Source organism: Curtobacterium sp. RIT-PI-V, assembly GCF_025642935.1.
Taxonomy (GTDB): Bacteria; Actinomycetota; Actinomycetes; order Actinomycetales; family Microbacteriaceae; genus Curtobacterium.
Genome location: NZ_JANZKM010000029.1, coordinates 1 through 26,260, shown reverse-complemented (window position 1 = coordinate 26,260; position 26,260 = coordinate 1). Strand labels below are relative to the sequence as shown.

At 72.5% G+C, this 26,260-nt stretch carries 26 protein-coding genes and 1 pseudogene; 16 read left to right on the top strand and 11 right to left on the bottom strand.

The window, feature by feature from the left end; genetic code table 11:
• Nucleotides 1-53: 53 nt before the first annotated feature.
• On the top strand, nucleotides 54-533 hold the full coding sequence (locus OGL88_RS15210; RefSeq protein ID WP_263091979.1) for a hypothetical protein: 480 nt from the start codon (nucleotides 54-56) through the stop codon (nucleotides 531-533).
• On the opposite strand, the gene OGL88_RS15205 is transcribed toward OGL88_RS15210, so the two are convergent.
• Nucleotides 534-1,133, bottom strand: a complete 600-nt coding sequence (locus OGL88_RS15205) for a dihydrofolate reductase family protein (protein ID WP_263091978.1) — start codon at nucleotides 1,131-1,133, stop codon at nucleotides 534-536.
• Between the two features lie 106 nt (nucleotides 1,134-1,239).
• Between OGL88_RS15205 and OGL88_RS15200 the strand changes: the two genes are divergently transcribed.
• Nucleotides 1,240-3,138 (top strand): family 43 glycosylhydrolase, encoded by a 1,899-nt coding sequence (locus OGL88_RS15200; protein WP_263091977.1) that lies wholly within the window; start codon nucleotides 1,240-1,242, stop codon nucleotides 3,136-3,138.
• A gap of 9 nt (nucleotides 3,139-3,147) precedes the next feature.
• On the opposite strand, the gene OGL88_RS15195 is transcribed toward OGL88_RS15200, so the two are convergent.
• A complete protein-coding gene (locus tag OGL88_RS15195) occupies nucleotides 3,148-4,146 on the bottom strand; it encodes an alkaline phosphatase family protein (RefSeq protein ID WP_263091976.1) in 999 nt (332 codons plus the stop codon).
• Between the two features lie 15 nt (nucleotides 4,147-4,161).
• On the opposite strand from OGL88_RS15195, the gene OGL88_RS15190 reads away from it, so the two are divergent.
• On the top strand, nucleotides 4,162-5,598 hold the full coding sequence (locus OGL88_RS15190) for a GAF domain-containing serine/threonine-protein kinase (RefSeq protein WP_263091975.1): 1,437 nt from the start codon (nucleotides 4,162-4,164) through the stop codon (nucleotides 5,596-5,598).
• Nucleotides 5,599-5,961: 363 nt separating this feature from the next.
• Here OGL88_RS15190 and OGL88_RS15185 read toward each other — a convergent pair whose 3' ends face one another.
• The 4 genes from OGL88_RS15185 to OGL88_RS15170 form a co-directional block, all read right to left on the bottom strand.
• The gene (locus tag OGL88_RS15185) at nucleotides 5,962-6,444 is read right to left on the bottom strand and encodes a tetratricopeptide repeat protein (protein WP_263091974.1); all 483 of its coding nucleotides are present in this window, start codon (nucleotides 6,442-6,444) and stop codon (nucleotides 5,962-5,964) included.
• A complete protein-coding gene (locus OGL88_RS15180; protein WP_263091973.1) occupies nucleotides 6,441-7,295 on the bottom strand; it encodes a PmoA family protein in 855 nt (284 codons plus the stop codon). The genes OGL88_RS15185 and OGL88_RS15180 overlap by 4 nt, the downstream gene beginning before the upstream one ends.
• Nucleotides 7,296-7,305: 10 nt before the next feature.
• Nucleotides 7,306-7,962: a class I SAM-dependent methyltransferase gene (locus OGL88_RS15175; protein WP_263091972.1), complete on the bottom strand. Its 657-nt coding sequence runs from the start codon at nucleotides 7,960-7,962 to the stop codon at nucleotides 7,306-7,308.
• A 188-nt stretch (nucleotides 7,963-8,150) separates the two neighbouring features.
• Nucleotides 8,151-8,900, bottom strand: a complete 750-nt coding sequence (locus OGL88_RS15170; protein WP_111086527.1) for a FadR/GntR family transcriptional regulator — start codon at nucleotides 8,898-8,900, stop codon at nucleotides 8,151-8,153.
• A gap of 180 nt (nucleotides 8,901-9,080) precedes the next feature.
• Between OGL88_RS15170 and OGL88_RS15165 the strand changes: the two genes are divergently transcribed.
• The 6 genes from OGL88_RS15165 to OGL88_RS15140 are packed head-to-tail and all read left to right on the top strand — an operon-like array spanning nucleotide 9,081 to nucleotide 15,330.
• A complete protein-coding gene (locus OGL88_RS15165) occupies nucleotides 9,081-10,541 on the top strand; it encodes an MFS transporter (protein ID WP_263091971.1) in 1,461 nt (486 codons plus the stop codon).
• Entirely contained in the window at nucleotides 10,538-12,262 is a 1,725-nt protein-coding gene (locus OGL88_RS15160) for a dihydroxyacetone kinase family protein (protein ID WP_263091970.1), read from the top strand. The genes OGL88_RS15165 and OGL88_RS15160 overlap by 4 nt, the downstream gene beginning before the upstream one ends.
• 26 nt (nucleotides 12,263-12,288) lie before the next feature.
• Nucleotides 12,289-12,774, top strand: a complete 486-nt coding sequence (locus OGL88_RS15155) for a ribose-5-phosphate isomerase (RefSeq protein WP_205462067.1) — start codon at nucleotides 12,289-12,291, stop codon at nucleotides 12,772-12,774.
• Complete coding sequence (locus tag OGL88_RS15150) at nucleotides 12,774-13,574, top strand: triose-phosphate isomerase family protein (RefSeq protein ID WP_263091969.1); 801 nt, start codon at nucleotides 12,774-12,776, stop codon at nucleotides 13,572-13,574. Before OGL88_RS15155 ends, OGL88_RS15150 begins: the two co-directional genes overlap by 1 nt.
• Nucleotides 13,571-14,416: a sugar phosphate isomerase/epimerase family protein gene (locus OGL88_RS15145; RefSeq protein WP_263091968.1), complete on the top strand. Its 846-nt coding sequence runs from the start codon at nucleotides 13,571-13,573 to the stop codon at nucleotides 14,414-14,416. The genes OGL88_RS15150 and OGL88_RS15145 overlap by 4 nt, the downstream gene beginning before the upstream one ends.
• The gene (locus OGL88_RS15140) at nucleotides 14,413-15,330 is read left to right on the top strand and encodes a phosphogluconate dehydrogenase C-terminal domain-containing protein (protein WP_263091967.1); all 918 of its coding nucleotides are present in this window, start codon (nucleotides 14,413-14,415) and stop codon (nucleotides 15,328-15,330) included. The genes OGL88_RS15145 and OGL88_RS15140 overlap by 4 nt, the downstream gene beginning before the upstream one ends.
• Nucleotides 15,331-15,452: 122 nt before the next feature.
• Here OGL88_RS15140 and OGL88_RS15135 read toward each other — a convergent pair whose 3' ends face one another.
• Nucleotides 15,453-16,982, bottom strand: coding sequence for a hypothetical protein (locus OGL88_RS15135; RefSeq protein WP_263091966.1), 1,530 nt, complete (start codon nucleotides 16,980-16,982; stop codon nucleotides 15,453-15,455).
• A gap of 80 nt (nucleotides 16,983-17,062) precedes the next feature.
• Between OGL88_RS15135 and OGL88_RS15130 the strand changes: the two genes are divergently transcribed.
• Nucleotides 17,063-17,824, top strand: coding sequence for an SDR family NAD(P)-dependent oxidoreductase (locus tag OGL88_RS15130; protein WP_263091965.1), 762 nt, complete (start codon nucleotides 17,063-17,065; stop codon nucleotides 17,822-17,824).
• A gap of 132 nt (nucleotides 17,825-17,956) precedes the next feature.
• Here OGL88_RS15130 and OGL88_RS15125 read toward each other — a convergent pair whose 3' ends face one another.
• The 3 genes and pseudogenes from OGL88_RS15125 to OGL88_RS15115 form a co-directional block, all read right to left on the bottom strand.
• A complete protein-coding gene (locus OGL88_RS15125) occupies nucleotides 17,957-18,676 on the bottom strand; it encodes a DUF1648 domain-containing protein (protein ID WP_263091964.1) in 720 nt (239 codons plus the stop codon).
• 68 nt (nucleotides 18,677-18,744) lie between these two features.
• A pseudogene (locus tag OGL88_RS15120) lies at nucleotides 18,745-18,810 on the bottom strand (hypothetical protein); the annotation flags it as partial.
• Between the two features lie 50 nt (nucleotides 18,811-18,860).
• Nucleotides 18,861-19,211 (bottom strand): GntR family transcriptional regulator, encoded by a 351-nt coding sequence (locus OGL88_RS15115; RefSeq protein WP_263091963.1) that lies wholly within the window; start codon nucleotides 19,209-19,211, stop codon nucleotides 18,861-18,863.
• A 154-nt stretch (nucleotides 19,212-19,365) separates the two neighbouring features.
• Between OGL88_RS15115 and OGL88_RS15110 the strand changes: the two genes are divergently transcribed.
• From OGL88_RS15110 to OGL88_RS15100, 3 genes are all read left to right on the top strand, one after another.
• Nucleotides 19,366-19,533 carry a hypothetical protein gene (locus tag OGL88_RS15110; RefSeq protein ID WP_263091962.1) on the top strand — a complete coding sequence of 56 codons (168 nt, stop codon included), beginning with the start codon at nucleotides 19,366-19,368 and terminating at the stop codon, nucleotides 19,531-19,533.
• Nucleotides 19,534-19,577: 44 nt separating this feature from the next.
• The gene (locus OGL88_RS15105) at nucleotides 19,578-20,453 is read left to right on the top strand and encodes an alpha/beta fold hydrolase (protein ID WP_263091961.1); all 876 of its coding nucleotides are present in this window, start codon (nucleotides 19,578-19,580) and stop codon (nucleotides 20,451-20,453) included.
• Between the two features lie 99 nt (nucleotides 20,454-20,552).
• The gene (locus tag OGL88_RS15100) at nucleotides 20,553-21,068 is read left to right on the top strand and encodes a hypothetical protein (RefSeq protein WP_263091960.1); all 516 of its coding nucleotides are present in this window, start codon (nucleotides 20,553-20,555) and stop codon (nucleotides 21,066-21,068) included.
• Between the two features lie 91 nt (nucleotides 21,069-21,159).
• On the opposite strand, the gene OGL88_RS15095 is transcribed toward OGL88_RS15100, so the two are convergent.
• Nucleotides 21,160-22,689 carry an aminotransferase-like domain-containing protein gene (locus OGL88_RS15095; RefSeq protein WP_263091959.1) on the bottom strand — a complete coding sequence of 510 codons (1,530 nt, stop codon included), beginning with the start codon at nucleotides 22,687-22,689 and terminating at the stop codon, nucleotides 21,160-21,162.
• Between the two features lie 34 nt (nucleotides 22,690-22,723).
• On the opposite strand from OGL88_RS15095, the gene OGL88_RS15090 reads away from it, so the two are divergent.
• The 3 genes from OGL88_RS15090 (at nucleotide 22,724) to rlmN (ending at nucleotide 25,904) form a co-directional block, all read left to right on the top strand.
• On the top strand, nucleotides 22,724-23,458 hold the full coding sequence (locus tag OGL88_RS15090) for a pyridoxamine 5'-phosphate oxidase family protein (RefSeq protein WP_263091958.1): 735 nt from the start codon (nucleotides 22,724-22,726) through the stop codon (nucleotides 23,456-23,458).
• A gap of 172 nt (nucleotides 23,459-23,630) precedes the next feature.
• Nucleotides 23,631-24,581, top strand: coding sequence for a C40 family peptidase (locus tag OGL88_RS15085; protein ID WP_263091957.1), 951 nt, complete (start codon nucleotides 23,631-23,633; stop codon nucleotides 24,579-24,581).
• A gap of 90 nt (nucleotides 24,582-24,671) precedes the next feature.
• Entirely contained in the window at nucleotides 24,672-25,904 is a 1,233-nt protein-coding gene (gene rlmN, locus OGL88_RS15080) for a 23S rRNA (adenine(2503)-C(2))-methyltransferase RlmN (protein WP_263091956.1), read from the top strand.
• Nucleotides 25,905-26,260: the final 356 nt, after the last annotated feature.

The window sequence follows — 26,260 nt, the reverse complement described above, 5'->3', positions numbered from 1 at the left end:
CGTCGTTCGTTGCGCCTGCATCGACTGGCCCCTGGCCTCGCTAGGCTCACGGCGTGCGACACCTCCCCGCCCTGGTCCTGCCGGCGCTCGCCGTCGTGGCCCTGCTGGCCGGCTGCACATCGGCCCCGCCCGTCGACGAGCAAGCCCTCGGCAGGTGGAAGACGCAGCAGGAGGCGAGAACCGAGACCGATGACGCGGTCCTCGGGGTGCTGAGCGCCGACACGAGCCCCGGCGACGAGGACCCGGCCCATCTCGAGCCCGGCGTCCGCGTCCAGTTCCCGGACTCGCGGACGATCGACCACCTCGAGTTCTCCTGCTACGGCAACGGTCACATGCGCGGCATCGTGCGGACGGTGCTGCCGGGCGGATCGCAGAGCATCGAACTCGATCCGATGGACTGCCGCGACAGCCCGCACCGGATCGAGCTGTCATCGAGCAAGGCCGTCGACAGCGTCGCGTTCAACGACTTCGACAGCGATCGGCCGAGTGCCTGGCGCCTGGTCATCATCGGTCCAGGCCCCTCGGGGGAGTGACTACCGCAGCACCTGGTAGCGGTGCAGCGTGACCCCGTTGTGGTACTCCCGCTGCTCGAGCAGGTCCAGCAGCACCGGCGGTCGCACGCCCGTCTCCGGCGGGTCGAACAGCGGCCGACCGGCACCGAGCACGGCTGGGTGCGTGTAGAGCAACAGCTCGTCGAGCAGCCCCGCATCGAGCAGCTGTGTCGCGAGGTTCGGGCCGCCGACGCCGATGTCGCCCTCGGACTCCTCGCGCAGGACGGCGAGCTGCGCGATCGCGTCGTCGCCCCCGATGATCCGGGTGTTGTGGTCAGCGCTGGTCCGGGTGCGCGAGACCAGGACCTTCGGCTGGTCGGTCCAGACCTCGCCGTACTCGCGCATGAACGCCGGCATCGACTCGTCGGTGCGGGCATCCGGCCAGAACGGGTCCATCATGTCGCGGACGATCCTACCCTCGACGGACAGGGTCATCGCCGCGGCGCGGGCGTTGAACTCGCGGTGCAGCGGCTCGCCGATCCGCATCCACTCGGGCCCATCGACGTCGCCGAGTTCTCCGGCGTCGCGCTCGACGAAACCGTCGATCGACACGTTCATCCAGTACACGAACCTCGCGGGCATCGCTGACTCCTTCGTCGCGCGGAACCCGACGGAACCGGCCCGGTCCGCTGCCCGCGAGCGTACCCTCGCGCACACAGCCCTTCCTCGACGATGAGAGCAGGACCCCGTGCGCCGAACAGTCGCAACCATCCTCGCCGTCGCGACGCTCACGGCGGTCGCGACCACGGGCCTCCCGGTCGGCCCCGCCGCAGCGTCCACGCGCGTGGCGGACCGGACCACCGGCCACAGCAGCACGGGACACGGCGCGGCGGCGCCGACCCACCGGAACCCGGTCGCGCTCAGCCTGCCCGACGGCGAGACGGCGGCGAGCTGCGCCGACCCGACCGCGATCCGCGGCGTCGGGCGCGACCGCAACTGGTACCTGTACTGCACCACCGACGCGCTGACGGCGACGGAGCAGAACGCCGACGGGTCGCTCGTGCAGCACGGCGTGCCGACCTACCGGTCGACCGACCTGACGCACTGGACGTACGTGAACGACGCGTTCCCGACGCGACCGGCGTGGGTGGGGGCCGCCAACGGGATCTGGGCGCCGGACGTCGTGTACCGGGCCGGGGACCGCGGTCGCGCGGGCACCTGGTACCTGTACTACGCCGCGTCGGACACGCCCTCGGCGACCGCGCCGACCGGTGGCGGCTCGGCAGTGGGCGTCGCGACGAGCTCGAGCCCGACCGGTCCCTGGAAGGACTCCGGCGGCCCGGTCGTGGCACCGCAGACCGCCGCGAACGGCACCGGGGCGCGCTGGGCGTTCGACCCCGAGGTCATCTCCGACAAGGGCACCACGTACCTGTACTTCGGCAGCTACTTCGGCGGCGTCAACGTCCGCACGCTCAGCGCCGACGGACTCCGCTCCGACCCCGCGACCGAGCGGCAGATCGCGATCGACAACCGGTACGAGGGCGCCTACCTGATGCGCCACGACGGCTGGTGGTACTTCATGGGCTCCGCCACGAACTGCTGCAACGGCGCCCTGACCGGGTACGGCGTCTTCGTCGCCCGGTCGCGCAGCCCCCTCGGACCCTTCACCGACCAGGACGGTGTCGCGATCACGAGCACACGGGTCGGCGGGACACCCCTGCTCGCGCAGAACGGCAACCGCTGGGTCGGCGCCGGGCACAACACGGTGGTCACCGACCTCGCCGGCCAGGACTGGATCATCTACCACGCGGTCGACCGCCGCGACCCGTACTACGCGGGGCAGCCGACGTACACGAAGCGGCCGGCGCTCATCGACCCGCTCGACTGGCGGCACGGCTGGCCCGTCGTGCGGGGCGGAGCGGGACCGTCCGACACGGTGCAGCCGGGGCCGGTCGCACAGCCGGGACAGCGTGCGACCTACCGGGCGACCACCGCACCCGTCGACGTGCCCGGACGGACCATCCGCGCGCTGTCGACGTCGTTCGACGGGAGCACGCTCCCCACGGCGCTCCGCTGGACCCGTGAACCCGACCGCTCGACCTGGACCGTCGGCGGCGGCACGTTCCGCTGGCAGACGCAGGACGCCGACATCCACCCACCGGCGACGCCACTCGCCTCGGTGCTGTCCGAACCGGCACCGCGAGGCGACTACGTGGTGCAGACGACCGTCGCGGTGGACACCCCTGCCACCGGCGACGGCGTGAACTACGTGCAGGGCGGACTGATCGTGTGGGGCGACGACGGCAACTACGTCCGTCTGACGTCGAACTCGATCTTCAACACCCGGCAGACGGAGTTCGGCAAGCAGGTCTCCGGGCAGCCGGCCGGAGCCCCGAGCTACGGCAACACGGTCGTCGGACCGGTCGGGGACTCCACCACGCTCCGGATCGTGCACCGGGTCGTCGGCGGGGAGCACCGGTACACCGCCTGGACGAGCGTCGACGGGCGGCACTTCGTCCGTGGTGGGACGTGGACGGCGGACCTCGGGAGCGCGCCGAGGATCGGGCTCATCTCGCTCGGCGGTGCCGGGTTCACGAGCACGTTCGAGGACCTGCGGGTGAGCACGGTGGCGACGCACCGGTGGTGATGGTCCGGCTCAGCGCACCTGCGGCTCGTCGATCGCCCAGTACCAGTCGTTGTCGGCGTTGGTCAGCGCCCACTGGACGCGGACCTGCTCCGCACCGGACGGCACCGTGACGGGGACCGACGCGACCTGCGCGATCTGGTCGGTCGTGTACGACGCGACCTGCCGGAACGCGCCTCCGTCGAAGGAGACGAGGACGGTGGCCTGCTGCCCGCCCTCCTGGCGGTAGTGGTTGCCGAACGAGATGGTCGCGCGGGTCTTGCCCACGACCGAGTACGGCTGCGAGGTGATGCGGCTCGAGAACGTGCCGGTGTGGGTCTTGTCCGCCCACTCGTCGGAGTCGGCGACGGCGAAGACACCGCGTTCGCGGACGTTGGCCTCGCGGGTCTGGTCGCGCTGCGACTGCGTCCAGAAGTCGTCGTCGGTCAGGGTCCAGCCGGCCCACTCGGTGACGCTGCCGGTGCCCATGCCGGTGTTGTCGACGCTCCAGCCGGTCGGCATGCTCTTCGTCCAGCCGAGCGTCGAGGCCGGGATCCCGGACTCGTCGAAGCGCGGCTTCAGCGCGCCGACCATCGTGTCGAACGGGTCGGCCGACGCGGTCGCGAGCAGACGGCCGTCGAGCTCGGCGGAGCGGGCGACGCCGAACGTGGCGAGGACGTCGGCGGCGATGTCGACGTTCTTCGGACGGATCGCCGGGGTCTGCTTCGTGATGCCGGGGCCGGTCTTGATGATGAACGCCGAGCGCTCGGCCGGGGTGCTGCCGCCGTGGCCGCCGGCGTCGGTGTGCCCGTGGTCGGCGGTCACGATGAACGACCACTGCTCCGACGAGTACGTGGTGCGCGCCTGCACCGCAGTCTGCAGCTGCCCGACGTACCCGTCGACCTCGCTGATGGCGTCGAGGTACTGCTGCGACGCGGCACCGTACGAGTGGCCGGCGTGTCCATCCGGAGAACGCCGCGGGCCACCACGATCCCCGTCGGGATGGGAAGATGCACCGAAGCCTGCCCGCACCGAGAACGAGGTTCGATGAGTCCGACCGAGGACCCCCAGTCCGCGGCCCCACTGCTCGACGGGCGCTACCGACTCGAACACGCCATCGGCCAGGGCGGCATGTCCGTCGTGTACCGCGGCATCGACGAGAGCCTGCACCGCCCCGTCGCCGTCAAGGTGTTCCACGCCGGCACGGTCGACATCGCCCGGCAAGAGGCAGAGCTCGGCGTGCTCGCCTCGCTCGAGCACCACAACCTGGTCAGCCTGCTCGACACCGGCGTCGTCACCGGCCACGACGGCACCCACCAGCGCTACCTCGTGATGGCGCTCGTCGTCGGCCAGGACCTCGAGGAACGCCTCGCCGTCGGTCCGCTCGCCTCCCGCCACATCGCCGAGATCGGCTACGACATGGCCGAGGCGCTGCACTACATCCACAGCCACGGCGTCGTGCACCGCGACATCAAGCCGTCGAACATCCTGCTCGTCGACTACGGCCACGACTCCGACCGTGCCCGCGCGCGGCTCACCGACTTCGGCATCGCGCTCGCCGCGGGCGTCGAACGCATGACCGCCGACGGCGTCACCACCGGCACGGCCGCGTACCTCAGCCCCGAGCAGGCCCGCGGCGGCGACGTCGGGAGCCCGAGCGACGTCTACTCGCTCGGCCTCGTGCTGCTGCAATGCTTCACCCGCCGCCGCGAGTTCCCCGGTTCGCTCGTCGAGTCCGCGGTCGCCCGGCTGTCCCGCGACCCCGTCGTGCCCGATCCCCTGCCCGAGCACTGGAAGCAGCTGCTCCGCGCGATGACCGCGCAGGACCCGGCCGCACGCCCCGGCGGCGCCGAGCTCGTGACGCTGCTGCGCGACGTCGTCATCGCCGAGACCGCCGGCACCGACCACGTCGTGGACACCACAGCGGCGGCTCCGGCCGCTGCTGCCGGTGCACCTCGAGCCGACGCCGACACGGCCCGACCGGCGACGCTCGACACCCTGCCCGACGAGGCCCTGCACCGCACCACCGCGATGGCCGCCCGCCTGTTCGACGCGCCCATCGCCCTGGTCGAGGTGCTCGACGAGGACCGCGCCTGGTCGCAGTCGTACATCGCCGAGGGTGTCGACGAGGCAGCGCGCAACATCAACTTCGGCAACGGCTTCGCGCCCGTCGCGGTCCCCGTGGTGATCCCGGACGGGTCGATCCACCCGGACATGCAGCACAGCCCGCTCGTCACCGGCGCGCTCGGCATCCGGTTCTACGTGAGCGTGCCGCTCGTGCGGCACGACGGCGTCCCGATCGGCACCCTCGCGGTGCTCGACACGAAGCCGCGGCAGGCGACCGAGGCCGACCTCGCCAACCTGCACGACCTGGCCGCCCTCGCCGTGACGCAGCTCGAGATCCGGCAGGAGTCGCTCCGCACGACGAGCGACTCGCTGCCCGTCGCGCAGGTGACGGGGCAGCAGGAGGGCGCGCGGCCCTAGACGGTCGCCGCTGACGGACGGGAGGCCCGGTGCGGGCCCGCCCATTGCCTCCCGTCCGCCCTGCGGTCGCGCCCCGTGCGTCGATCCCGCCCGAAGGCGGCCGCCTGCCCGCGCGTGCGCCCGCCCGGGTGCCCGTGCGCCCGCGTGCGGGCGGCGGGAGTGGGTGCCGGCGGGCGCGGTGGCGGGATCGACGGGGCGTGAAGTCGATCCCGGCTGATCGGGCACTGCCCCTGTCGGTTCAGCCGAAGCACGCTCGGCCCGTGGGGAGGGAGCGCCTCACTGGGCGTCAGTCGACCTGTCCCGTTCCGGGGCTCGTGCGCGTCTCCGCGAGCCGGGCCGTCACCGCCGCCCGGCTCGTGCAACTCACTCGGTGAGGGCAGCTGCGTAGGCGCGGACCGAGCGGTGGTAGCGGGGGAGCGTCGGCTCGACGGCCTCGATCGCGACACGCAGTGCCTCGTCGTGACGGCCCGCGCTGTGCAGCGCGAGCGCGAGGAACACCTTCGGCGCGGCACCCGTGGACGGGTGTTCCGGGGCGTCGCGGAGCATCGCGATGGCCTCGTCGACGCGGTCGAGGTTCCGCAGGGTCGAGGCGTGCTGCACGACCATCTGCGCAGCTCGGGCGGGATCGACGTGCGCGAGTCCGGCGGCGGTGGCAGCTGCGTAGTGGACGTCGGCCTCGGCCTCGTGGCCGCCGGAGTCGTTCGCGCCGCCGAGCTCGAACGCGCCGAGGGCCGGGTGCGGCGCAGTGCCGGCGAGGTCGCGCATGCGGTCGATGCGCTGCTGGTCGTCGATCGTGTCGTCGGCCCAGAGTGCGGCGACGCGGGCTTCCCAGTCTGCGGTGCTCATCGGTCCAGCCTATTGCCGCCCGGCGTCGCAGCGTCGGTGGCCGTCGTGCCGTCGGTGATGGTCGCGCGGAAGGAGCGGACGAGCGGGACGCCGGGGTGCACGAGCGCCGGCACACGCCAGGCGAGGGCCGAACCGATCGCCGGGTACTCGGCGGCACGGACGAACCAGGGATCGCGGTGGTCGAGCGCTTCGAGTCGGATCGTCGCCGGCGCTCCCTCGAACACCGCGGACCACTCGACCCAGGGCGCGACCGAGCCGTGCACCGCCGCTTCGCCCTGCGCGTCAGCGGTCCGGACGACCACGTCGGTGCAGTCGGCGAAGCGCCAGAAGAACCCGCCGTACCCGGCGCCGACCCGGCCGTTGCTGCCCGGACCGCCGAGGTGCACCACCGCATCGCCGGGGGTGCGGAACGACGACGACCAGGTCAGTTCCCACCCGGAGTCGACGGTGCGCCAGGCGAGTGTGCGGTCCTCGTGCAGGACGACTGCGTGGTCGGGGCCGCGCCAGACGAGTTCCTGTGTCGTGCTGCTGCCGTACTGAGCGGGGCGCTGCTCGGCGCGCACGACGTCGACACGGCCGTGGTCGTCGCGCCACACGTAGCCCCGACCGTGCACGTAGGTGCGACCGCCCCAGCAGTTCACGCCGTCGACGTCCGGGATGGCGACCCCGACACCGCAGTGCCAGTCGTGGTCGGCCGGGTGGTGGGCGCTCAGCACGGTGCCGCCGAGGGTCCGTACCGGGTGCACGTACGGGCGAGGGGACGAGGTGTCGGTGATGCCGGCGCCGTCGCGCTCGACCGCGACCTCGACGGCGCCCACCTCGATCGTGCGGACGCGGTCGTCGGTGCTCACCGCTCCGACGCTACCCGTGCAGACGGCGGACCATCACCACGCTGTCGAGCACCTCGTGCGGATCGCCGTCGGGCGTCGTCGCGGTGCGCGGCCGCAGTTCGGCGGCGACGACGTCCCACGAGCTGTCGAGCTGCAGGGCCGTCAGGTCCTCGTCGGGCGTCGGGAACCGGTAATCCCGCATCTCTGCCGGCAGGTCGTCGTGCGGTGGGGCAGCGTGCGCGGTGACGAGCAGGTGCCCGCCGGGTGCGACGAACCCGGTCGCCCGGCGCAGGATCTCCGCGCGGGGGATCTCCACCGGCCACGACTGCAGGAACGACGCCGTCACCAGGTCGAAGCGCGCAGCCGTCTCCCACGTGGCGAGGTCGGCGGCGACGAGCGCGGTCTGTTCCTCGACCCCGGCCGACACGGATGCCCGCGAACCGCGCTCGATCGCCGTCACCGACAGGTCGACTCCCAGTGCGTCCCAGCCGTGCTCGGCCAGCCAGACGACGTCACCGCCCTCACCGCAGCCGAGGTCGAGCGCGCGCCCGACCGGCAACGCCGCGGCGACGTCGGCCAGCACCGCGTTCACCCGGCCTGACCAGATCCCGTCGCGCTCGGCGTACCGCTGCTCCCACCAGTCGCGGGCCGAGCCGACGCCATCGACGGTGGTTTCGTGTGCATGCATCTGCCCAGTCGAGCGCACCTGCCGGGCCGAACCCAAGCCCTGTTGCCGCCCCGGCAAGGTCGCACGGTGCGAGGCGGACCCGCACCGGGCCTCCCGGCCGCCCGATCGTGAGCAGAAGATGTCGGGTCGCCGTCACGGACCCGACCATTTCTGCTCACGAAGCGCACGCGCACGCGCACGCGCACGCGTCACTCGGCGGGAGGGATGGGCTCCGCGTTCTCGATGCGGGCGCTCGCCGTGGCCATGTGCTCGTCCATCGCCCGCTGCACGGCTGGCACGTCGCCGGCCCGGAGTGCCTCGTAGATCGCACGGTGTTCGTCGTAGGCCGCCTCGGTGGCCTGGCGGGTCTGGACGCGGCGGCCGACCCACACGCTGAGCATCGAGCGCAGGCTCTGCAGCAGGTCGCCGAGCACGTCGTTCCCCGCGGCCCGGGCGAGCAGGACGTGGAAGCGCACGTCGGCGTCGATGAAGGCCTCGGGGTCGTCGAGGGTCGCCTCTTGCCGGACGAGGTACTCGCCGAGCTCCGCGACCTGCTCGGGCGTGGCGCGCTGCGCGGCGAGGATCGCGACCGTGCGCTCGAGCGACGACCGGACCTCGAGCAGCTCGCGGGTGCGGTTCGAGGCGAGCATGAGGCCCCACGACAGCGTCGTCGGCAGCAGGTCCGAGGTGCCACCCTGCAGGTACGTGCCCGAGCCGGGCCGGATCTGCACGATGCCCAGGATCTCGAGGGCGGCCAGCGCCTCACGCACGGCGGAGCGGCCGACACCGAGCCGTTCGGCCAGGATCCGCTCGGACGGCAGCCGCGAACCAGGGGCCAGCTCGCCCGCCGTGAGCAGGGACACGAGCTGTCGGGCGACCTCGGAGGCGGGCGACCCCGCGGGCACGGACTCGAGTTCGAGTCGGATGTTGAGGGGGTCGTCCGGGCTGAACGCGGGCATGCAGCGAGCGTACCGTTCGGTCAACCGGTTGGGCTTCGAGGTGCTTGGGACGATCTGGTCAACCGGTTGACAAGTCGGCCTGGAATCCGCACACTGGACCAGGCGCACCGATGCGTCCGCTCCGTCCGAGCGCAGCAGCACGGGTCGGAGTCGTACCACCCCCACCGAGCAGGAGTCATCGTGGACATCCCCGCCACGCGAGGCATCCCCACCTCGGTCGTCGAGAAGACGGCCATCCGCAAGATCGCGATCCGCATCGTGCCGTTCGTGGCACTGATGTTCTTCATCAACTTCCTCGACCGCACCGCGATCTCCTTCGCGGCCCCGAACGGCATGGAGGCGGACCTCGGTCTGACCGCCGCCCAGTTCGGGTTCGCCTCCGGCGTGTTCTTCATCGGCTACCTCGTGCTCGAGGTGCCCTCCAACCTGGCGCTCCACAAGTTCGGCGCGCGCATCTGGCTCGCGCGCATCATGATCACGTGGGGCATCGTCTCGCTGCTCTTCACGTGGGTGCAGAACTACCCGCAGCTCGTCGGGCTGCGCTTCCTGCTCGGCATCGCCGAGGCCGGGTTCTTCCCCGGCGCGATCCTGTTCCTGTCGACGTGGGTGCCCGCCCGGCACCGCGGCAAGATGCTCGCGCTGTTCTACCTGGCCCAGCCCCTGACGAGCGTCATCGGCTCCCCGCTCGCCGGCTGGCTGATGACCCACGAGGGCATGCTCGGCGGCCTGGCCGGCTGGCGCTTCATGTTCCTGTGCGTCTCGATCCCGGCGATCATCGTCGGCATCCTGTGCCTCTTCGTGCTCAAGGACAAGCCGTCGCAGGCGAAGTGGCTCGACGAGGACGAGAAGCTGTGGCTCGAGGGAGCCCTCGCAGCCGAGAACAAGGCCAAGGGCGGGGGAGACGGGCACGCCAAGGGCGGTCTCCGTGCAGCCTTCGGTTCCGGCCGCGTCTGGATGCTCGCCGCGGTCTACTTCGGCTTCATCTACGGCCTGTACGCGCTGAGCTTCTTCCTGCCGACGATCATCGACGGCTTCCAGGAGCAGTTCGGCACCACGTTCGACCTGTTCCAGAAGGGCATGATCACGGCGATCCCGTACGTCCCCGCCGCGGTCGTCCTGTACTTCTGGTCGCGTGACGCCTTCCGCCGTGGCGTCCGGGTCTGGCACATCGCCGTCCCCGCGCTCGTCGGCGGACTGAGCATCCCGGTCGCGCTCTACATGAACAGCCCGGCCGCCACGATCGCCGTCATCGCGGTCACCGCCTGCGCGATCTTCGCCGCGCTGCCGAACTTCTGGACCGTGCCGACGCAGTTCCTGACCGGTGCAGCCGCGGCCGCGGGGGTCGCGCTCATCAACACGATCGGGAACCTCGGTGGGTTCGCCGCCCCGTACATCACGGGCGTCGTCAGCGGGTGGACCGGCGGCTACCAGGTCCCGATGTTCATCGTCGGCTTCTTCATGGTGCTGTCGAGCGTGCTGATGTTCGTGCTCGGTCGGAACACGAAGCAGAACGAACGACGGGACGCCGACGCTGCGGCGCAGTTCGAAACGACCGCGACGACCGCGACGACCGCGACGACCGCGCAGGCCGAGACGACCGCGCAGGCCACGACGACCACCACCCAGGAGCGCCACGCATGACCCGCCTGTTCAACGACCCGGCCGACTTCGCCGACGAGATGGTCGACGGCTTCGTGGCCGCGAACCGTGCCCGGGTCCGCAGGGTCCACGGCGGCGTCGCCCGCTCGACCACCAGCCCCGAGGGGACCGTCGCGCTCGTCGTCGGCGGCGGCTCCGGCCACTACCCGGCCTTCGGCGGACTCGTCGGGCCGGGCCTCGCCGCCGGCGCCGCGATGGGCAACCTGTTCGCCAGCCCGAGCGCGCAGCAGGTCGCGGCGGTCGCGAAGGCCTCCGAGCACGGCGGCGGGGTGCTGCTGAGCTACGGCAACTACGCCGGCGACGTGCTCAACTTCGACGCCGCGGCGCGGGCACTTGCCGACAGCGGGATCGACGTCCGCACGGTCCGCGTGACCGACGACGTCGCCTCCGCCCCGAGCGCCGAAGCCCACAAGCGCCGCGGCATCGCCGGTGACCTCTGCGTCTTCAAGGTCGCCGGTGCCGCCGCGGAACGCGGGGACGACCTCGACACGGTCACTGCGATCGCGACCCGTGCCAACGACCGCACGCGCAGCTTCGGCGTCGCGTTCTCCGGCTGCTCGCTCCCCGGCGCGGACGAGCCGCTCTTCACCGTCCCCGAGGGTCGGATGGCGATCGGCATGGGCATCCACGGCGAACGCGGCATCGCCGAAGCCGACGTCCCCACCGCGTCCGGACTGGCCGACCTGCTCGTCGACAAGCTGCTGACCGAGCTGCCGGAGGGGGTGGAAGCGCACGCCGGCCAGCGCGTCGTCCCGATCCTGAACGGCCTCGGTTCCGTCAAGTACGAGGAGCTCTTCGTCGCCTTCGGTGCCGTGCAGCGGAAGCTCACCGACGCGGGCGTCGTGGTCGTCGAGCCCGAGGTCGGCGAACTCGTCACGAGCTTCGACATGGCCGGCGTCTCGCTGACGCTCTTCTGGCTCGACGACGAACTCGAGCAGCTCTGGGCCGCGCCCGCCGACAGCCCCGCGTACCGCAAGGGCGGTGCCGTCCCGCAGCAGCCGGTCGCCGCCGACGTCCTCGCGGCCGACGTCCAGGCGCCCGTCACGGTCGGTTCCGAGGCGTCGCAGGCGTCCGCCGTCCGGGTCGCCGCGGCGATCGCGGCCATCCGCACCACCATCGACGACCACGCCGACGAACTCGGTCGCATCGACGCCGTCGCCGGCGACGGCGACCACGGGATCGGCATGCAGCGCGGCGCCACCGCCGCGGACCGCGCCGCCGCGGACGCGGTGACGCGCGGCGCCGGTGCCGGCAGCGTCCTGGCGATCGCCGGGGACGCGTGGTCCGACAAGGCCGGTGGAACGTCCGGTGCGATCTGGGGAGCCGCCCTGGAGGCACTGGGTCGCGTCCTCGGGGACGACGAGCGTCCGTCAGCTGCCACGGTCCAGAGCGCGGTGCACGCCGCCACCGAGACGGTCCTCGCCTTCGGTGCGGTCCCCGGTGACAAGACCATGGTCGACGCGATCGTCCCGTTCGACCAGGTCCTCACCGACTGCGTCGCGGCCGGCGACGACCTGGTCCGTGCCTGGTCGGCCGCGTCCGCCGCGGCGACTGCTGCCGCCGATGCGACCGCCGAGCTGCTGCCGAAGATGGGCCGCGCCCGCACCCACGGCGAGGACGCGGTCGGCACCCCCGACGCCGGTGCGATCTCGTTCGCCCTGATCACCGCGGCGGTCCTGTCGACCGTCTCCGTCCCCGCCTGACCCACACCACCACGAAAGGCACCCGCATGAGTGACCAGCAGTTCCGCATCGTCGTCGGCTCGGACGATGCCGGGTTCGACTACAAGGAGATCATCAAGCAGGACCTGCAGGCAGACCCGCGCGTGGCGTCGGTCGTCGATGTCGGCGTCGACGCGGACGGGCACACCGCGTACCCGCACGTGGCCGTCGACGCAGCGCGACTCGTCGCGTCGGGTGAGGCGGACCGCGCGATCCTGATCTGCGGCACCGGACTCGGTGTCGCGATCGCGGCGAACAAGGTCCCCGGCATCCGGGCCGTCACGGCGCACGACTCGTTCAGTGTCGAGCGTTCGGTCCTGTCGAACGACGCCCAGGTCCTCTGCATGGGCCAGCGCGTCGTCGGCGTCGAGGTCGCCCGCCGGATGGCGAAGGAGTGGTTGGGCTACGAGTTCGACCGCTCCAGCGCCAGCGCGTCGAAGGTCCAGGCCATCTGCGAGTACGACGGCTCGGCCCCGGTCGGGACCGACGCCTGATGCCGGCGACCACGGCGGCGGCCTCGATCACGATCGGGGTGTCGCTCAAGATGTACTTCGGGCACGCCCGGACGCTCGAGTGGGCGGCCGCCGTGGCCGACATCGCCCGGACCCACCCCGCGGTGCAGTCCGGCGCCGTTGAACTCTTCGTCATCCCGACGTTCCCGTCGCTCGTACCGGTGCACGCCGTGCTCGAGCGCACCCCGGTGCTCCTCGGCGCGCAGGACCTGGCATGGGCCGACGAGGGTGCCTTCACGGGCGAGGTGTCCGGCCGCGAACTCCGCGAGGTCGGGGTCGACCTGGTCGAGATCGCGCACGCCGAGCGTCGCTCCCTGTTCCACGAGTCCGACCAGGACATCGCCGGCAAGGTGCACGCCGCCTTCCGCAACGGCCTGCGTCCCCTCATCTGCATCGGTGAGACCGACCGGGCTGCCGACGGCGACCCGTCCGCTGCCGTCGCCGAGGTCACCGCGCAGCTCGACCGCTTCGTCGCGACGGCCGTCGCCGACGGGCTCTCCGGGCCGGTCATCGCCGCCTACGAGCCGGTCTGGGCCATCGGCGCACCGCAGCCCGCTCCCGACGAGCACATCGTCGCGGTGCTCGCGGGCATCGAGCAGCACCTGGCGAACCGCCCGGAGCTCGCCGGTTCGGTCGTCATCTACGGCGGCAGCGCCGGGCCGGGCCTGCTCACCCGGGGACAGGGCCGTATCGGTGGCCTGTTCCTCGGCCGATTCGCCCACGACCCCGAGGCGATCCGCACCATCCTCGACGAAGCCGAGGCGCTGGGGGCGACCGCATGACCTCGCTGCTCGGTCTCTCCACCTACGCCTACACCTGGCGCATGTCCGACCGTGTGCCGGCGCCGCTGTCCCTCGACGACGCCCTGCGCGACGCCGCCAACCACGACGGCGTCGACCTGTTCCAGATCTGCGACCACCAGCCGCTCGACACCGCGTCGGACGACCGGCTGGCCGCGATCCGGACGCTGGCTGACGACCTCGGGCTCACACTCGAGGTCGGCACCCGCGGCACCGACCCGGCGCACCTCGCCCGGTACCTGCACATCGCGCAGGTGCTCGGCGCGACGCTCGTCCGGTCGATGTGGACGAGCGGCGACGACCAGCCGGACGCCGCCGAGACCGAACGCCGTCTGCGCCAGGCGCTCCCCGCCTACGAGGCAGCGGGAGTGACGCTCGCCCTCGAGACCTACGAGGTCGTCGCCACCGCCGACCTCGTCGCGGTCGTGCAGGCGATCGGTTCCGACCACCTCGGCATCTGCCTGGACCCGGCGAACACCGTCGCACGGCTCGAACACCCCGCCGACGTCGTCGCGATGACCGCCCCGCACGTCGTCAACTGGCACGTCAAGGACTCCGGGTTCACCCGGTCGCCGGGGTGGGTCGGGTTCCAGTACACCGGCGTCCCGATGGGCTCCGGGGTCATCGACCACGACGCCGTCCGCGCCGCGATCGACCCCGACGCCCGGGGGATCAACCGCGTCATCGAGTTCTGGCTGCCCTGGCAGGACGAGCACGCGGGTGCCGACCCACGACCGGGCGAGACGCCCGCACAGACCACCACCCGCATCGAGGCGGCGTGGACCGAACACACCATCGAGCACATCAGGAGCAAGGAATCATGACCGACACCGTCACCACCCCCCACACCGTCGCTGCCGGATCCGGTACGGCCGACGTCACCGTCGCCGTGATCGGTGCCGGCGGCAAGATGGGCACCCGCGTCTCGAACAACTTCGCGAAGAGCGAGTACACGACGCTCTACAGCGAGGCCTCGCCCGCCGGGCAGGAGCGCATCCAGGCGCTCGGCCGGTCACTCACCGACAGCGTCGAGGCCGCCAAGGTCGCCGACGTGGTCATCCTCGCCGTGCCGGACGTCCTGCTCGGCACCATCTCGGAACAGCTCGTCCCGGTCATGAAGTCGGGTGCCAGCATCCTGACGCTCGACCCGGCCGCCGCCTACGCCGGACTGCTCGCCAAGCGCGAGGACATCCACTACGCCGTCGCGCACCCGTGCCACCCGTCGGTGTTCCTCGAGCGCACCACCAAGGCCGAGTGGGACGACACCTTCGGGGGCATCGCCGCCCCGCAGGAGGTCATCGCGGCGTTCGACCCGTCCGAGTCCCTCGGCGACCAGGACGAGCGCGCCAAGGCGATCGCCGAGGCCGTCATCACCACCATGTACGCGCCCGTCATCCAGGTGCACTGGGTCACCGTGAAGCAGCTCGCCGTGCTCGAGCCGACCCTGGTCGAGACCATCGCCTGCATGATCGGCGACTTCCTCAACGACGCCCTCGAGGAGACCGTCACCGGCGTCGGCGTGCCCCGCGAGGCCGCCCGCGCCATGCTCTACGGCCACACCTGGATCGCGCTGACCAACGGCCTGCGCGGCTCGAACCCGTTCTCGGACGCGTGCCACATCGCGATGGGCTACGGCCGCGAGAAGCTCATCAAGGAGGACTGGAAGCAGGTCTTCGACGACAGCGAGCTCGACAGCGTCATCGCCAAGATGCTCAAGATCGACGCCGTCCGTCGCTGACGGTCGTCTGATCCGCGAAAGCGACAGATTCCCGCCGACCATCGGCGGGAATCTGTCGCTTTCGCGGCACTCACCGCCCGCCGCGCACTCACCGCCCCGCGCACTCACCGCCCGCCGCGCACTCACCGGCCGCCGCGCACCCACGGCCCGCCGCGCGGTCCCCAAGCCTCGGCGAGGGTGATCGAGGCGACCCCCGGCACCGTCAGCGCCTCCACCGACGCCGCGAACCACGCCGCGGCCGCCGCCGAGTGCTGCTCCGGATCCGTCGTGTCCGGCACGAACTGCGGCCCGTACCCGGCGTCGATCGACGCATCGGTCACCGGCGGGCGCGCGGACGTCGCCACCGCGTTGAACCGTGGCCGCAGCGTCACCGGTCCGACGTGGAGCGCCCTGCCGGCGGCCAGCCTGGAGGCGCTCATCACCACCCAGCGCTGCATCCGGATCGACTCGGTCACCTGTTCGGGCGACCGGTCGTGCATCTGCGGCGTCACGCTGAAGGTCAGGGGGCCGTCCCAGTCGCGGAACAGGTCGACGGTCCGGTTCAGCTCCGTGAAGTGCGCGCGGGTGCCCGCCACGACCTCGAGGTCGCCGGCAGCAGCCGCCGCGTCGCGCAGGGCCCGTTGCAGCGCCGGGGTCGTCACGTGCGAGGTCGGGTCGAACGCGCCGATCCGCACGACCGTGCCCGAGTCGAGCACGTCGTCGATCGCGGCGCGCAGCCGGACCGGGTCGTCGGTGACGAACCGGACGTCGAGCGGCCCGCCACCCGCATCGCGTCGAGCGGACGCCAGGACGGCCTCGACGTTCGGATCGCCGAGCACGGGCTCCACCAGGACCGGCACGTCGAGCGGCACCGCGGTCGGGCGCGCCTCGGCCGGGCGCGCAGCCGCCGGGGCCGAGGCGGCGAGCAGCTGGAGCGTCGGCGGCGGGGCGACCACGGCGGTGGGAGCCGGACCGTCCAGGAACGCGAGGTCCGGGGCGGGGGAGGCCGTGCCTCCCGGTCGGCCGTCCGTCGTCGCGCGCAGCGTGAGCGACTGGTGGACCACGGAACCCGCGTCGAGCGCGACGGGGAACGGCTCGGACAACGGCGTCGAGTAGGTCTTGAACGAGGCATCGGTCCAGTTGCGCTGGTCCTCGGTCTCGAACACGTCGCCGGCCAGGTCGAGCGTCAGCGCGACCCGACCCGTCGACCAGTCCAGCCCCGACAGGTCGGCGGCCGGCTGGTGCGGCGCGATCCAGGTCGGGAACGCGGCCTGGGTGACGGTGCCGGACGGGTGCCGCGCGGTGACGGGCACGCCGGCCAGCGCCGGCGGGTGGAGCACGACCAGGCCGATGCGGTTGCGGCGGAACGGCGTCGTCGTGGTGCCGACCGCGTCGACGTGCAGAGTGGGACCGTCGACCGTGACCTCGAGGGTGTACCGGAGCACCTCGGTGCCGTCGTAGCGGGCGCTTGCCTCGATGCCGACCCGCCCGCTCGTGCGGTCGGCGTCGGCGTCGGTCGTCCGGGTGAGCACGGTGTCGTCGGCGGTGCGCCAGTCGTGGTCACGCGTCACGAACCGGATCGCCCGCAGCACCGGTCCGCCGTCGTACGCGAGGTCGGCGAGCTCGGCACCGCGCAGCGTGAACCGCCACGCACCGATCGACACCGCAGTCATGGCTCATGACTACCACCGGTCAACCGGTTGGGCAATGATGGGTCCGTGGAGCGACGACGCTCCCAGGACGGAGCTCCCGCATGACCGCACGACTCGACCACACGACCGCACTCGTCACGGGGGCGGGCTCCGGCATCGGCCGTGCGATCGCGGACCGGTTCGTCGCCGAGGGCGCGCGCGTGGTCTACGCCGACCGGGATGCGACGGCGGCGGGCGCCGCAGCAGCGGCGGCCGGGGCGCTCGCGTTGCCACTCACCATGGACATCGCCGACGAGGCCAGCGTCGCAGCCGGGTTCGCCGCCCTCGCGGAGCGCGACCTGACGCCCGACGTGGTCGTCGCGAACGCCGGCGTGCAACTGTTCGGCCACGACGCTGCGGTCGCGGACGTGTCGCTCGACACCTGGAACCGCACGGTCTCGGTGAACCTGACGGGCACGTTCCTCACCGTGAAGCACGCCGTCCGGGCGATGCTCGCGGCCGGCGGCGGCGGGTCGATCATCGCGACGGGATCACCCACCGGGCTGAACGGCGAGGGGGCGGACTTCGCGGCCTACTCGTCGACCAAGGGCGGCATCCACGCGCTCGTCCGCGCGACCGCGATGGCCTACGCGCGGGACGGCATCCGGGTGAACACCGTCGTGCCGGGCTACACCGAGACCGGCCTCGTCCAGGCGATCTCCGGCGACCCCGAAGCGCGGGCCGCGATCGTCTCCCGCACGCCCCTCGGCCGCCCCGGGACCCCCGACGACGTCACCGGCATCATGGTCTACCTGGCCAGCGCGGAGTCGTCCTACGCGACGGGCGCCGAGTTCCGCGTCGACGGCGGCATGACGAGCCTCTGACCGCCTGCGGCGCGCGCTCGCCCACGAGTCTCGGGCTGAGCGGCACCTCTCGGGCTCCGCAGCGCGAGGACTGTCGCCTCACCCGAGACTCGTGGCGTCACCACCCCGACCGGGAGGCCCGGCGCAGCCCCGTCAGGCCGGCGTGCGGTGGGCGAGCAGTGCGCCCAGGGCCGCGGCCCCGCCCGCAGCGTCCGGCACCGTCACCATCCGCGCCTGCCCGCCGCGGAGCCGTGCCACGAGGCCCGGCCCGGACCGCACCACGTAGGCGACCCCACGGCCGGAGAACCGGTAGCCCCAGCCGCCCCACTGTCCGGGCGAGACGTCCTCCCACCCGCAGGACTCGATCCGCTCGAGCGGGACGCGCATGAGCGGGATGCGGGTCCAGGTCGAGGTCAGGCGCATCCCGCGACGGTCCACGGTGAGCTCCACCCGGGCGAGCACCAGCACGGCGAGCCCGGCGACGACCAACACCGCTCCGGACGCGACGGCCGTGCCGAGGCTCGCCGGGGCCGTCGCGAGCCCCGTGCCGATGCCGAGTCCGACGACGACGGCCCCGAGCGCCGCGAACCACCGGCTACCGATGCGGGCGCGCCACGCGACCCGCGTGTCCGACCCGATGCGCAGCGGTTCGACGTCGTGCGCCGGCACCGGGGGAGCCGTCCGGACGAGCGCGACGACCGGGACCGCGGCGATGACCGCGCTGACGGCCAGGAACGGCACGGTCCACCAGCCGGACAGCGTCCCGTCGCCGACGGTGTTCGTCGCGGCGAGCACGATCCAGGCGGTGCCCAGGCTGCCGGCGAACAGGTTGGCCACGAGCACCAGGGTGGCGGCGGTCCGGCGGTCGGGCATCCGCAGTGCCGCGAAGGCCAGGGCGAACTCCAGCCGTCCGCGGTGCCGTCGGCTCCGAAGTGGACGGCCATGCGGTCCGGCAGGCTCGGTGCGGCGACGAGGGCCGCGACCACCAGGGCGAGCAACACCACCATCCCGGGTGCCACCACAGCCAGGCGAGTCCTCGCGTGCATCGGTCGGTTCGTCATCGTGCCCCCTTGATCATCGTGAACAGGTCGTCGAGCGGGACCCCGAGCGTGTCGGCCTGGTCGCGCAGCTCATCGACGAGCGTGCGCAGCCGGTCGAACGAGGCGTTGCCCGATCGCAGGACCGTTGCTCCGCGACCCCGCCGCAGTTCGATCAGTCCCTCGTCCTGCAGCTGCGCGTAGGCGCGCAGCACCGTGTGCATGTTGACGTCGACCGCGGCGGCGAGGTCGCGCGCCGACGGCAGGCGTTCCCCGCTCGCGAGGTCTCCGCGTGCGATCGCGTGCCGGATCTGCGACGCGACCTGTTCGGCGAGGGTGGCCCGCGCGGTCGGGTCGACGGTGACCAACATGTTCGCATTGTATGCAAACAATCCCGCTGGCGCGAGGGTCCTGGTGGCGCGCTCTCCGGCGTTTGGCCATGGAACGCAGGCCCCCGTCCGGGGGTACGGCGTCCGGGTACTTTCGGCTGCAGCGAACCACTCGCGATTCAGGGAGAAAACCACGATGACGAACTACGAATCCGCCGACGGGGTGGAGCCCGTCCAGGTCACCACCTACCGTCTCGTCCGCAAGGCCGCCCGACGTGGTTGGGCCGTGCCCACCGACGAGGCCGAACCGTCCCTCGCCGACCTCATGAGCACCCGCGGCTCCGCGCGCCCCGAGGCCCGCTGACCCCTCCGCCGACACCGCACGGTCGCGCGCAGTATCGTCGGGCAATGCCCCCTTCGACCCGAGCGGTCACCCGTGGCGTCGAGGTCGGGACCCGAGGCTCCGACACCGGCGTCCCCGTGCTCGTCCTGCACGGCAGTCCCGGCGGGATCGACGTCGCCGAGCTGATGGCCGGCTTCCTGCCGTCCGAGGACTTCCGGGTGGTCACGGTGTCGCGGCCCGGCTACCTCGGCACCCGGCTCGACGCCGAGCGACCCACCATCGACGACGAGGCCGACCAGCTCGCCGGTGTCCTCGACGACATCGGGATCGGCCGCGTCGGTGTGCTGGCGTGGTCGGGTGGCGCCCCGGCCGCGTACCGCCTGGCGGTCCGACACCCGGACCGGACCAGAGCGCTCGCCGTCGCCTCCGGGGTGTCGAGTCGCTGGGTCCCCGGGCCGGCCGGACCCACCGAACGACTCGTGACCGACACTGCGTTCGGTGCCCGTCTGGCAGCGGCCGCTGCGCGCATCGCCCCGGCTGCCGCGGCACGCGCTGCGGTGGCCGGCGTGAGCACACTGCGTGGCGGAGCCCTGCGGGAACACGTCGCCGCCGTCATGGCCGACCCGGAGCGGCGGGCGTTCCTGCTCGGCCTCGCCCGGACGGGCAACTCTTCCGGGCCCCGACGCGTCGGCTGGGACAACGACGTGCGCCAGCTCGCGGCCGTCGAGTCGCTCGACCTCGGCGCCGTCCGGACCCCGACGCTCCTGGTGCACGGGGACGCCGACGCCGAGGTCGTGCACGACGACAGCGCCCGTGCGGCCGCAGCGATCCCCGGCGCGGAGCTCGTCACGCTGCCGGGTGGCACGCACTTCGCGCTCTGGGACCACCGCGACGCCGCCGCCGTGCAAGCACGGGTGCGCGCACACCTGCAGCAGCACTGACCACCGGCTCGCCCCGCCTGCTCACGATCCGGTATCGACGAGGTCTCGATCGCGACACGACGCCCCGTGCGTGACCACGGCGCTGCCACGATGGCGGGTATGGCTTCCCTCCGACTCGCCCTGCCCGTCGTCGTCGGTGCGCTGCTCGCGTCCCTTGCCCTGTCCGGTTGCTCCGCCGACGCCTCGTCGACACCGACGCCGACCTCGTCGAGCGCCCGGTCGGCGGACGCAGCGGTGGACGCTCCAGCGGCGTCCCCCACGGTGGACCCGATGGAGGAGGACCTGAGCGCTGCGGCTGTCTGCGGGCAGATCAGCGCGCTGTCGACGATCGCCCTGAACGCCTCGGACGGTCGTTCCCGCGGTGCCCTGACCGAGGCGCAGTACGAGGCGCTGATCGCGGCAGAGCGCTTCGGGTACGAGCACCTGTCGAGCAGCGACGACCGGCTCGACAACGCCATCGACTACGCGCACGAGTACCTCGACGCCCACCCGGCACCCACGTCGGGGCCGGCGCTCGAGGGCAGCCCCGAGTGGGAGCTCGTCGGGCGCACCCTGAACACCGCGTGCCAGCAGGCCGGATCGAACGTGGTCGCGACCGCGCAGTCCGGCGGCTGATCGCGACTGCCCCGGCGGCTGATCGCGACTGCCCCGGCGGCCAGAGCCCACCGGGACGCCACGGGCACCAGGGTCACCGGGGTCGCCCGGGTCACGCAACGGTCTCGGCCCGCTCGACCGCCCCGATCACCGCGTCCAGCGCCCGGTCCAGCTCCGGCGCCGTCACCGCCCCGTACCCCAGCACGACCCCGGCCGGCGTGCTGCCCGGAGCCAGCCCGTACTCCTCGAGCGTCGAGACGAGCACGCCGGCACCGGCCATCCGCGCGGCGACCTCCTGCCCGGTCGCCGGACCCGACCAGACGACCACGGCGTGCAGTCCGCCGGTCAGGGCACGGGCCTCCAGCCCGGCGACGCCGTCGAGCCGGGCCGCGATCCGGGCGCGACGGTGCGTGTAGTCCCGCCGGACCCGGCCGAGGTGCCGGCGGAGCGCACCGGTCCGGAGCAGGTGGGCGAGTGCGACCTGCACGGGCTCGGCGACGACCGCGCCGCGGGCGCGACGGGCAGCGAGCACCGCGTCGGCGACCCCTGCCACGGACACGGACACGGACACGGACCCGGCCCCGGCCCCGGACCCGGCCCCGACCGGCCCGCCTGTCGCCCCGGGCAGCACGACGTAGGAGCAGCGCAGCCGCGGGTCGAGCGTCTTCGAGAACCCGCCGACGTGCAGCACCACCCCCTCGGCGTCGAGCGCCGCGAGGGCGGGCACCGGGCTGCCGCGGTGCCGGAACTCCGAGTCGTAGTCGTCCTCGACCACGAGCGTGCCCGTCGCCGCAGCCCAGGCGAGCAACCGCTGCCGTCGTGCCACCGGCATCACCGAGCCGAGCGGGTACTGGTGCGTCGGCGTGACGAGCACGACGTCGACCGGCGGTGCGGCGGTCAGGGCGTCGAGGTCCATCCCGTCGTCGTCGAGCGGGATGCCGACCACGGTCCCGCCCGCGCTGAGCACCGCACGCTGACCGGTCCGGTACCCCGGGTCCTCGACCGCGAACACGGGTGCGCGACCGAGGTGCACGCGGAGCGCCTCGGTGACGAGCGACAACGCCTCGGAGGTCCCTGCGGTCAGCAGCACCCGGTCGACCGACGGGGCGAACCCGCGGCTCAGGCCGAGCTGTGCGACCACCTGCGCTCGGAGTTCCACCGTGCCGAGGGGGTCCGCGACCGCGTTCCGCAGTGGGGCGTCGGCCGCCGCCCGCCACGCCGCACGCCAGTCCCGCTGCGCGATCGCGGTGACGGCGGGGACCCCGGGGCGGCAGTCGATGAGCCGGGCTGCGGTGGCTGACGCTGACGCCGCCGTCGCACCCGGGCCGGTCGCGGTCGGCAGCACACGAGGACCGGCCGCATCCGGGAAGGCCGAACCGGTTGCTCCACCCGCGGCGCCGGCCGCGGCGACCACCCGCGCCACCGCACCGTGTCGAGTCCGGATCCAGCCCTCGCCGTCGAGCTGGTCGTAGGCGGCGACGACCGTGCCGCGTGCGACGCCGAGCTCGGCTGCCAACGCCCGGGTCGAGGGCAGCGGATCGCCCTCGCGCAGCGTGCCGTCGTGGACCATCCGCCGGATGCGCTCGACGACCCCTGCGGTCTTGCCGAACTGGTCCACCATGATCACCTCGATCTGGTCCAAGCACTGGACCACTGTCGAACCTAGCGTGGCCCGCATGAGCACCCCGAACGCCACCGACGGCCCCGACCTGCGCGTCCGACGCATCCGCGAGCGCCAGTCCGACGACCCCGCCGTCCTGCGGGCGATCCTCGACGAGGCACACCTCGCCCACGTCGGGTTCGTCCGCGGTGGACACCCGATCGTCCTGCCCTTCCTGTGCGGCGTCGGCGACCTCGGCGCCGGCCCGGTCCTGCTGCTGCACGGATCGACCGGCGGCGGCTTCTTCCTCGAAGCAGGGGCCACCGGCGTGCAGGTCGCAGCGACGGTCACGCACCTGGACGGGCTCGTGTTCGCTCGTTCGACCTTCGACAGCTCGGCGAACTACCGCAGCGCGATGATCGCGGGCGCCGCGACGGTCGTGCCGCCTGAACTCCGCACCGAGGCGCTCTGGCAGGTCTCCGACCACCTCATGCCCGGCCGCCGCGACGAGGTCCGCGAGATGACCCCGAAGGAGGTCCGCGCCACCCAGGTCCTGCAGCTGCCCCTCGACCGCGCGAGCGTGAAGGTCCGGTTCCAGGGCAACGGCGAGGCCGCGGACGACGGCGAGGACCACACGGTCTGGGCCGGCGTGCTGCCGCTCGCGGTCCGTGCCGGCGTCCCGGTGTCGGGGGACATCTCGGGGGACGCCCCGGTCGACGCGTCCGTCGTGGCGCTGGCGGCTCGCCTCGACCGCCTGTCGTCCGACCGGGAGGCCCGGATCGCCGCCGTCATGCGGGTCGCGTCCGTCTGAGGCCGGGTCCTCGGGCCCCCGGGCGCGGATCCGCCGCATCTGAGCGACCTGCGAGGATCGCCCGTTCCTGTGACGAGCCGCAGGAACACTCCGGGACTGCCCAGCCTCGATCCGCCCCGTGACCAATACGTTACTTTCCGGATCGCCCAGCGGTCCCGACCCGGAAGGACCCATGGGACGCCACTCCCTGCCTGCAGCAGCCGAAGACCGACAGCCCTCGCGCGGGACCCCGCACTCCGCGGTGGAACCCGCTCCGGCGTCGCCGCAGCCGCAGCTGTCCCGCCCGCGTGGTCGTCGCTCGGCCCTCGGGCCCGCTGCTGCCCGGGCCACGTTCGTGGAGCACCCGAAGCCGACCCGCACCGTCCGGATGCAGCCGCGTCCGCTCCCAGTCGCTTCGAGCGCCGGTGCGGCCGTCCTGAGCCGGAAGGCCGTCCTGCGTGCCGAGCGGGCCGTCGACCCGCGGCACATCCGCCGCACCGCGAACGCCAAGCGTGCAGCGATCCTGCTCGCTCCGGCGATCGCCGTGACCTCGAGCCTGACGCTGGCCGTGCCGGCGAACGCGGCGACCCCGGCCGAGACGCAGCAGGGCACGACGACCTCGCAGGCCGCGCAGACCTTCACCGTGGCGCACGACGTCAAGGTCCCCGTCGTCACGACCGACGGCATGACCACCACGACCACGGTCGTCTCGTACCCGACGCTCGACCTGCGCTTCGGGGTGACGACGGCCCAGGCGCAGTCGGCCCTGTCGGCGGCGCTGTCCGCCGGCGGCGATCGCGCCACCATCGTCGAGACCGCTCTGCAGTACATGGGGGACCCGTACGTCGAGGGCGGCGCGAGCCACGAGGGCATCGACTGCTCCGGCCTGACGATGGTCGCGTACGCGGCCGTCGGCATCCCGCTCGTGCACTACGTCCCGACGCAGGACGCCGCGGCGACGACGATCCCCGAGTCCGAGGCGCTGCCCGGTGACCTGGTCGTGTACGACGACGAGGACCACGTCGGGCTGTACCTCGGCCAGGGACTCGTGCTGCAGGCACCGCACCCGGGCGAGGTCGTCGACATCGTGCCGATGTACTCGGCCGCGCACCACTTCGCGCGCCTGCTGCCCGCCGGCAGCTGACCCGGCGCAGGCGGGGCCGTCGACGGTGACCATCCCGGCCACCGGAGGGTCCGGCACCGACGTGTCACGGGCCTCCCGTATCCTGGCCTGATGGCTTCCGACACCCGTACCCCGTTCGAACAGCAGCAGTCTGCTCGTCCGCAGGTGCGCCCGCGCACCGAGGGCTGGAAGCAGGCGACCGACACCGACGGCCGTCCGCTGCTGCAGTTCGCGTCGCCGAAGCGCGGCAAGCCGCCCGTCCACCTGGCCGACCTGACGGCCGAGGAGCGCGAGGCACGCGTCAAGGAACTCGGGCTGCCGGGCTTCCGCGCGAAGCAGCTCGCGACCCACTACTTCACGCACTACACGTCCGACCCGGACAAGATGACCGACCTGCCGGCAGCCCAGCGCGAGCAGCTCGTCGCCGGGATGCTGCCGCCCCTGCTGACCGAGACCCGGCGCCTGGCGACGGACAACGGCGACACGATCAAGTTCCTGTGGAAGCTGCACGACGGCGCCCTGGTCGAGTCGGTGCTCATGCGGTACCCGGGCCGCATCACGCTCTGCGTCTCGTCGCAGGCCGGCTGCGGCATGAACTGCCCGTTCTGCGCCACCGGCCAGGCAGGGCTGACCCGCAACATGTCGACCGCCGAGATCATCGAGCAGATCGTGCGGGCCAACGCGGCCATCGCCGCGGGGGAGCTCGGGGGCGATCCCCGCAAGGGTGGCAAGGACCGCGTCGACGCCGAGCGCGTGACGAACATCGTGTTCATGGGCATGGGGGAGCCGCTCGCCAACTACAAGCGGGTGATGGACGCCGTGCGGCTCATGGTCGCGCCGCAGCCGAACGGCCTCGGCATGAGCGCCCGCGGCATCACGATCTCGACCGTCGGACTGGTTCCCGCGATCCTCAAGCTGGCGGACGAGAACATCCCGGTGACCTTCGCGCTGTCGCTGCACGCTCCTGACGACGAACTCCGCGACGAGCTCATCCCGGTGAACTCGCGCTGGAGGGCCGACGAGGCGATCGACGCCGCACACAACTACTACGTCAAGACGGGCCGTCGTGTCTCGATCGAGTACGCGCTCATCAAGGACATGAACGACCACGCCTGGCGTGCGGACCTGCTCGCCGAGAAGCTCAACAAGCGCGGCAAGGGCTGGGTGCACGTCAACCCGATCCCGCTCAACCCGACGCCGGGCTCCGTGTGGACCTCGTCCGAGGTGCACGTGCAGGACGAGTTCGTCCGCCGGCTCAACGCCGCGGGCATCCCGACGACCCTGCGCGACACCCGCGGCAAGGAGATCGACGGGGCCTGCGGGCAGCTCGCTGCTGCGGAGTAGCCCCGCCGCCGACGGGGGCTCCCGAGCCGACACGCCCGGGAGGAACCACGGTTGGCGAGGCCCCCGGAGCCTGTGTAGTGTTACCTCTCGTTGCCACGGCGGCGGAGAACGGAACGGCTGAGACGGTCACTGGGTTTACCCGGGGATCTTGTCCGCCACGGTTCTTCCCCGGGCAGCGGATTCACCAGCCTCTCTGGCGGAGCATCTTCGGGTGTCGAGTGGGGGAGTGCGTCTGGTCCTTGAGAACTCAACAGCGTGCACATTGTCAATGCCAATTTATTGATTGACCTCGTGCCTGGCCTTCCTTCGGGTTGGTTGGGTTTGAGACAATTCCTTTTGGATTGAAGATTGTCAGT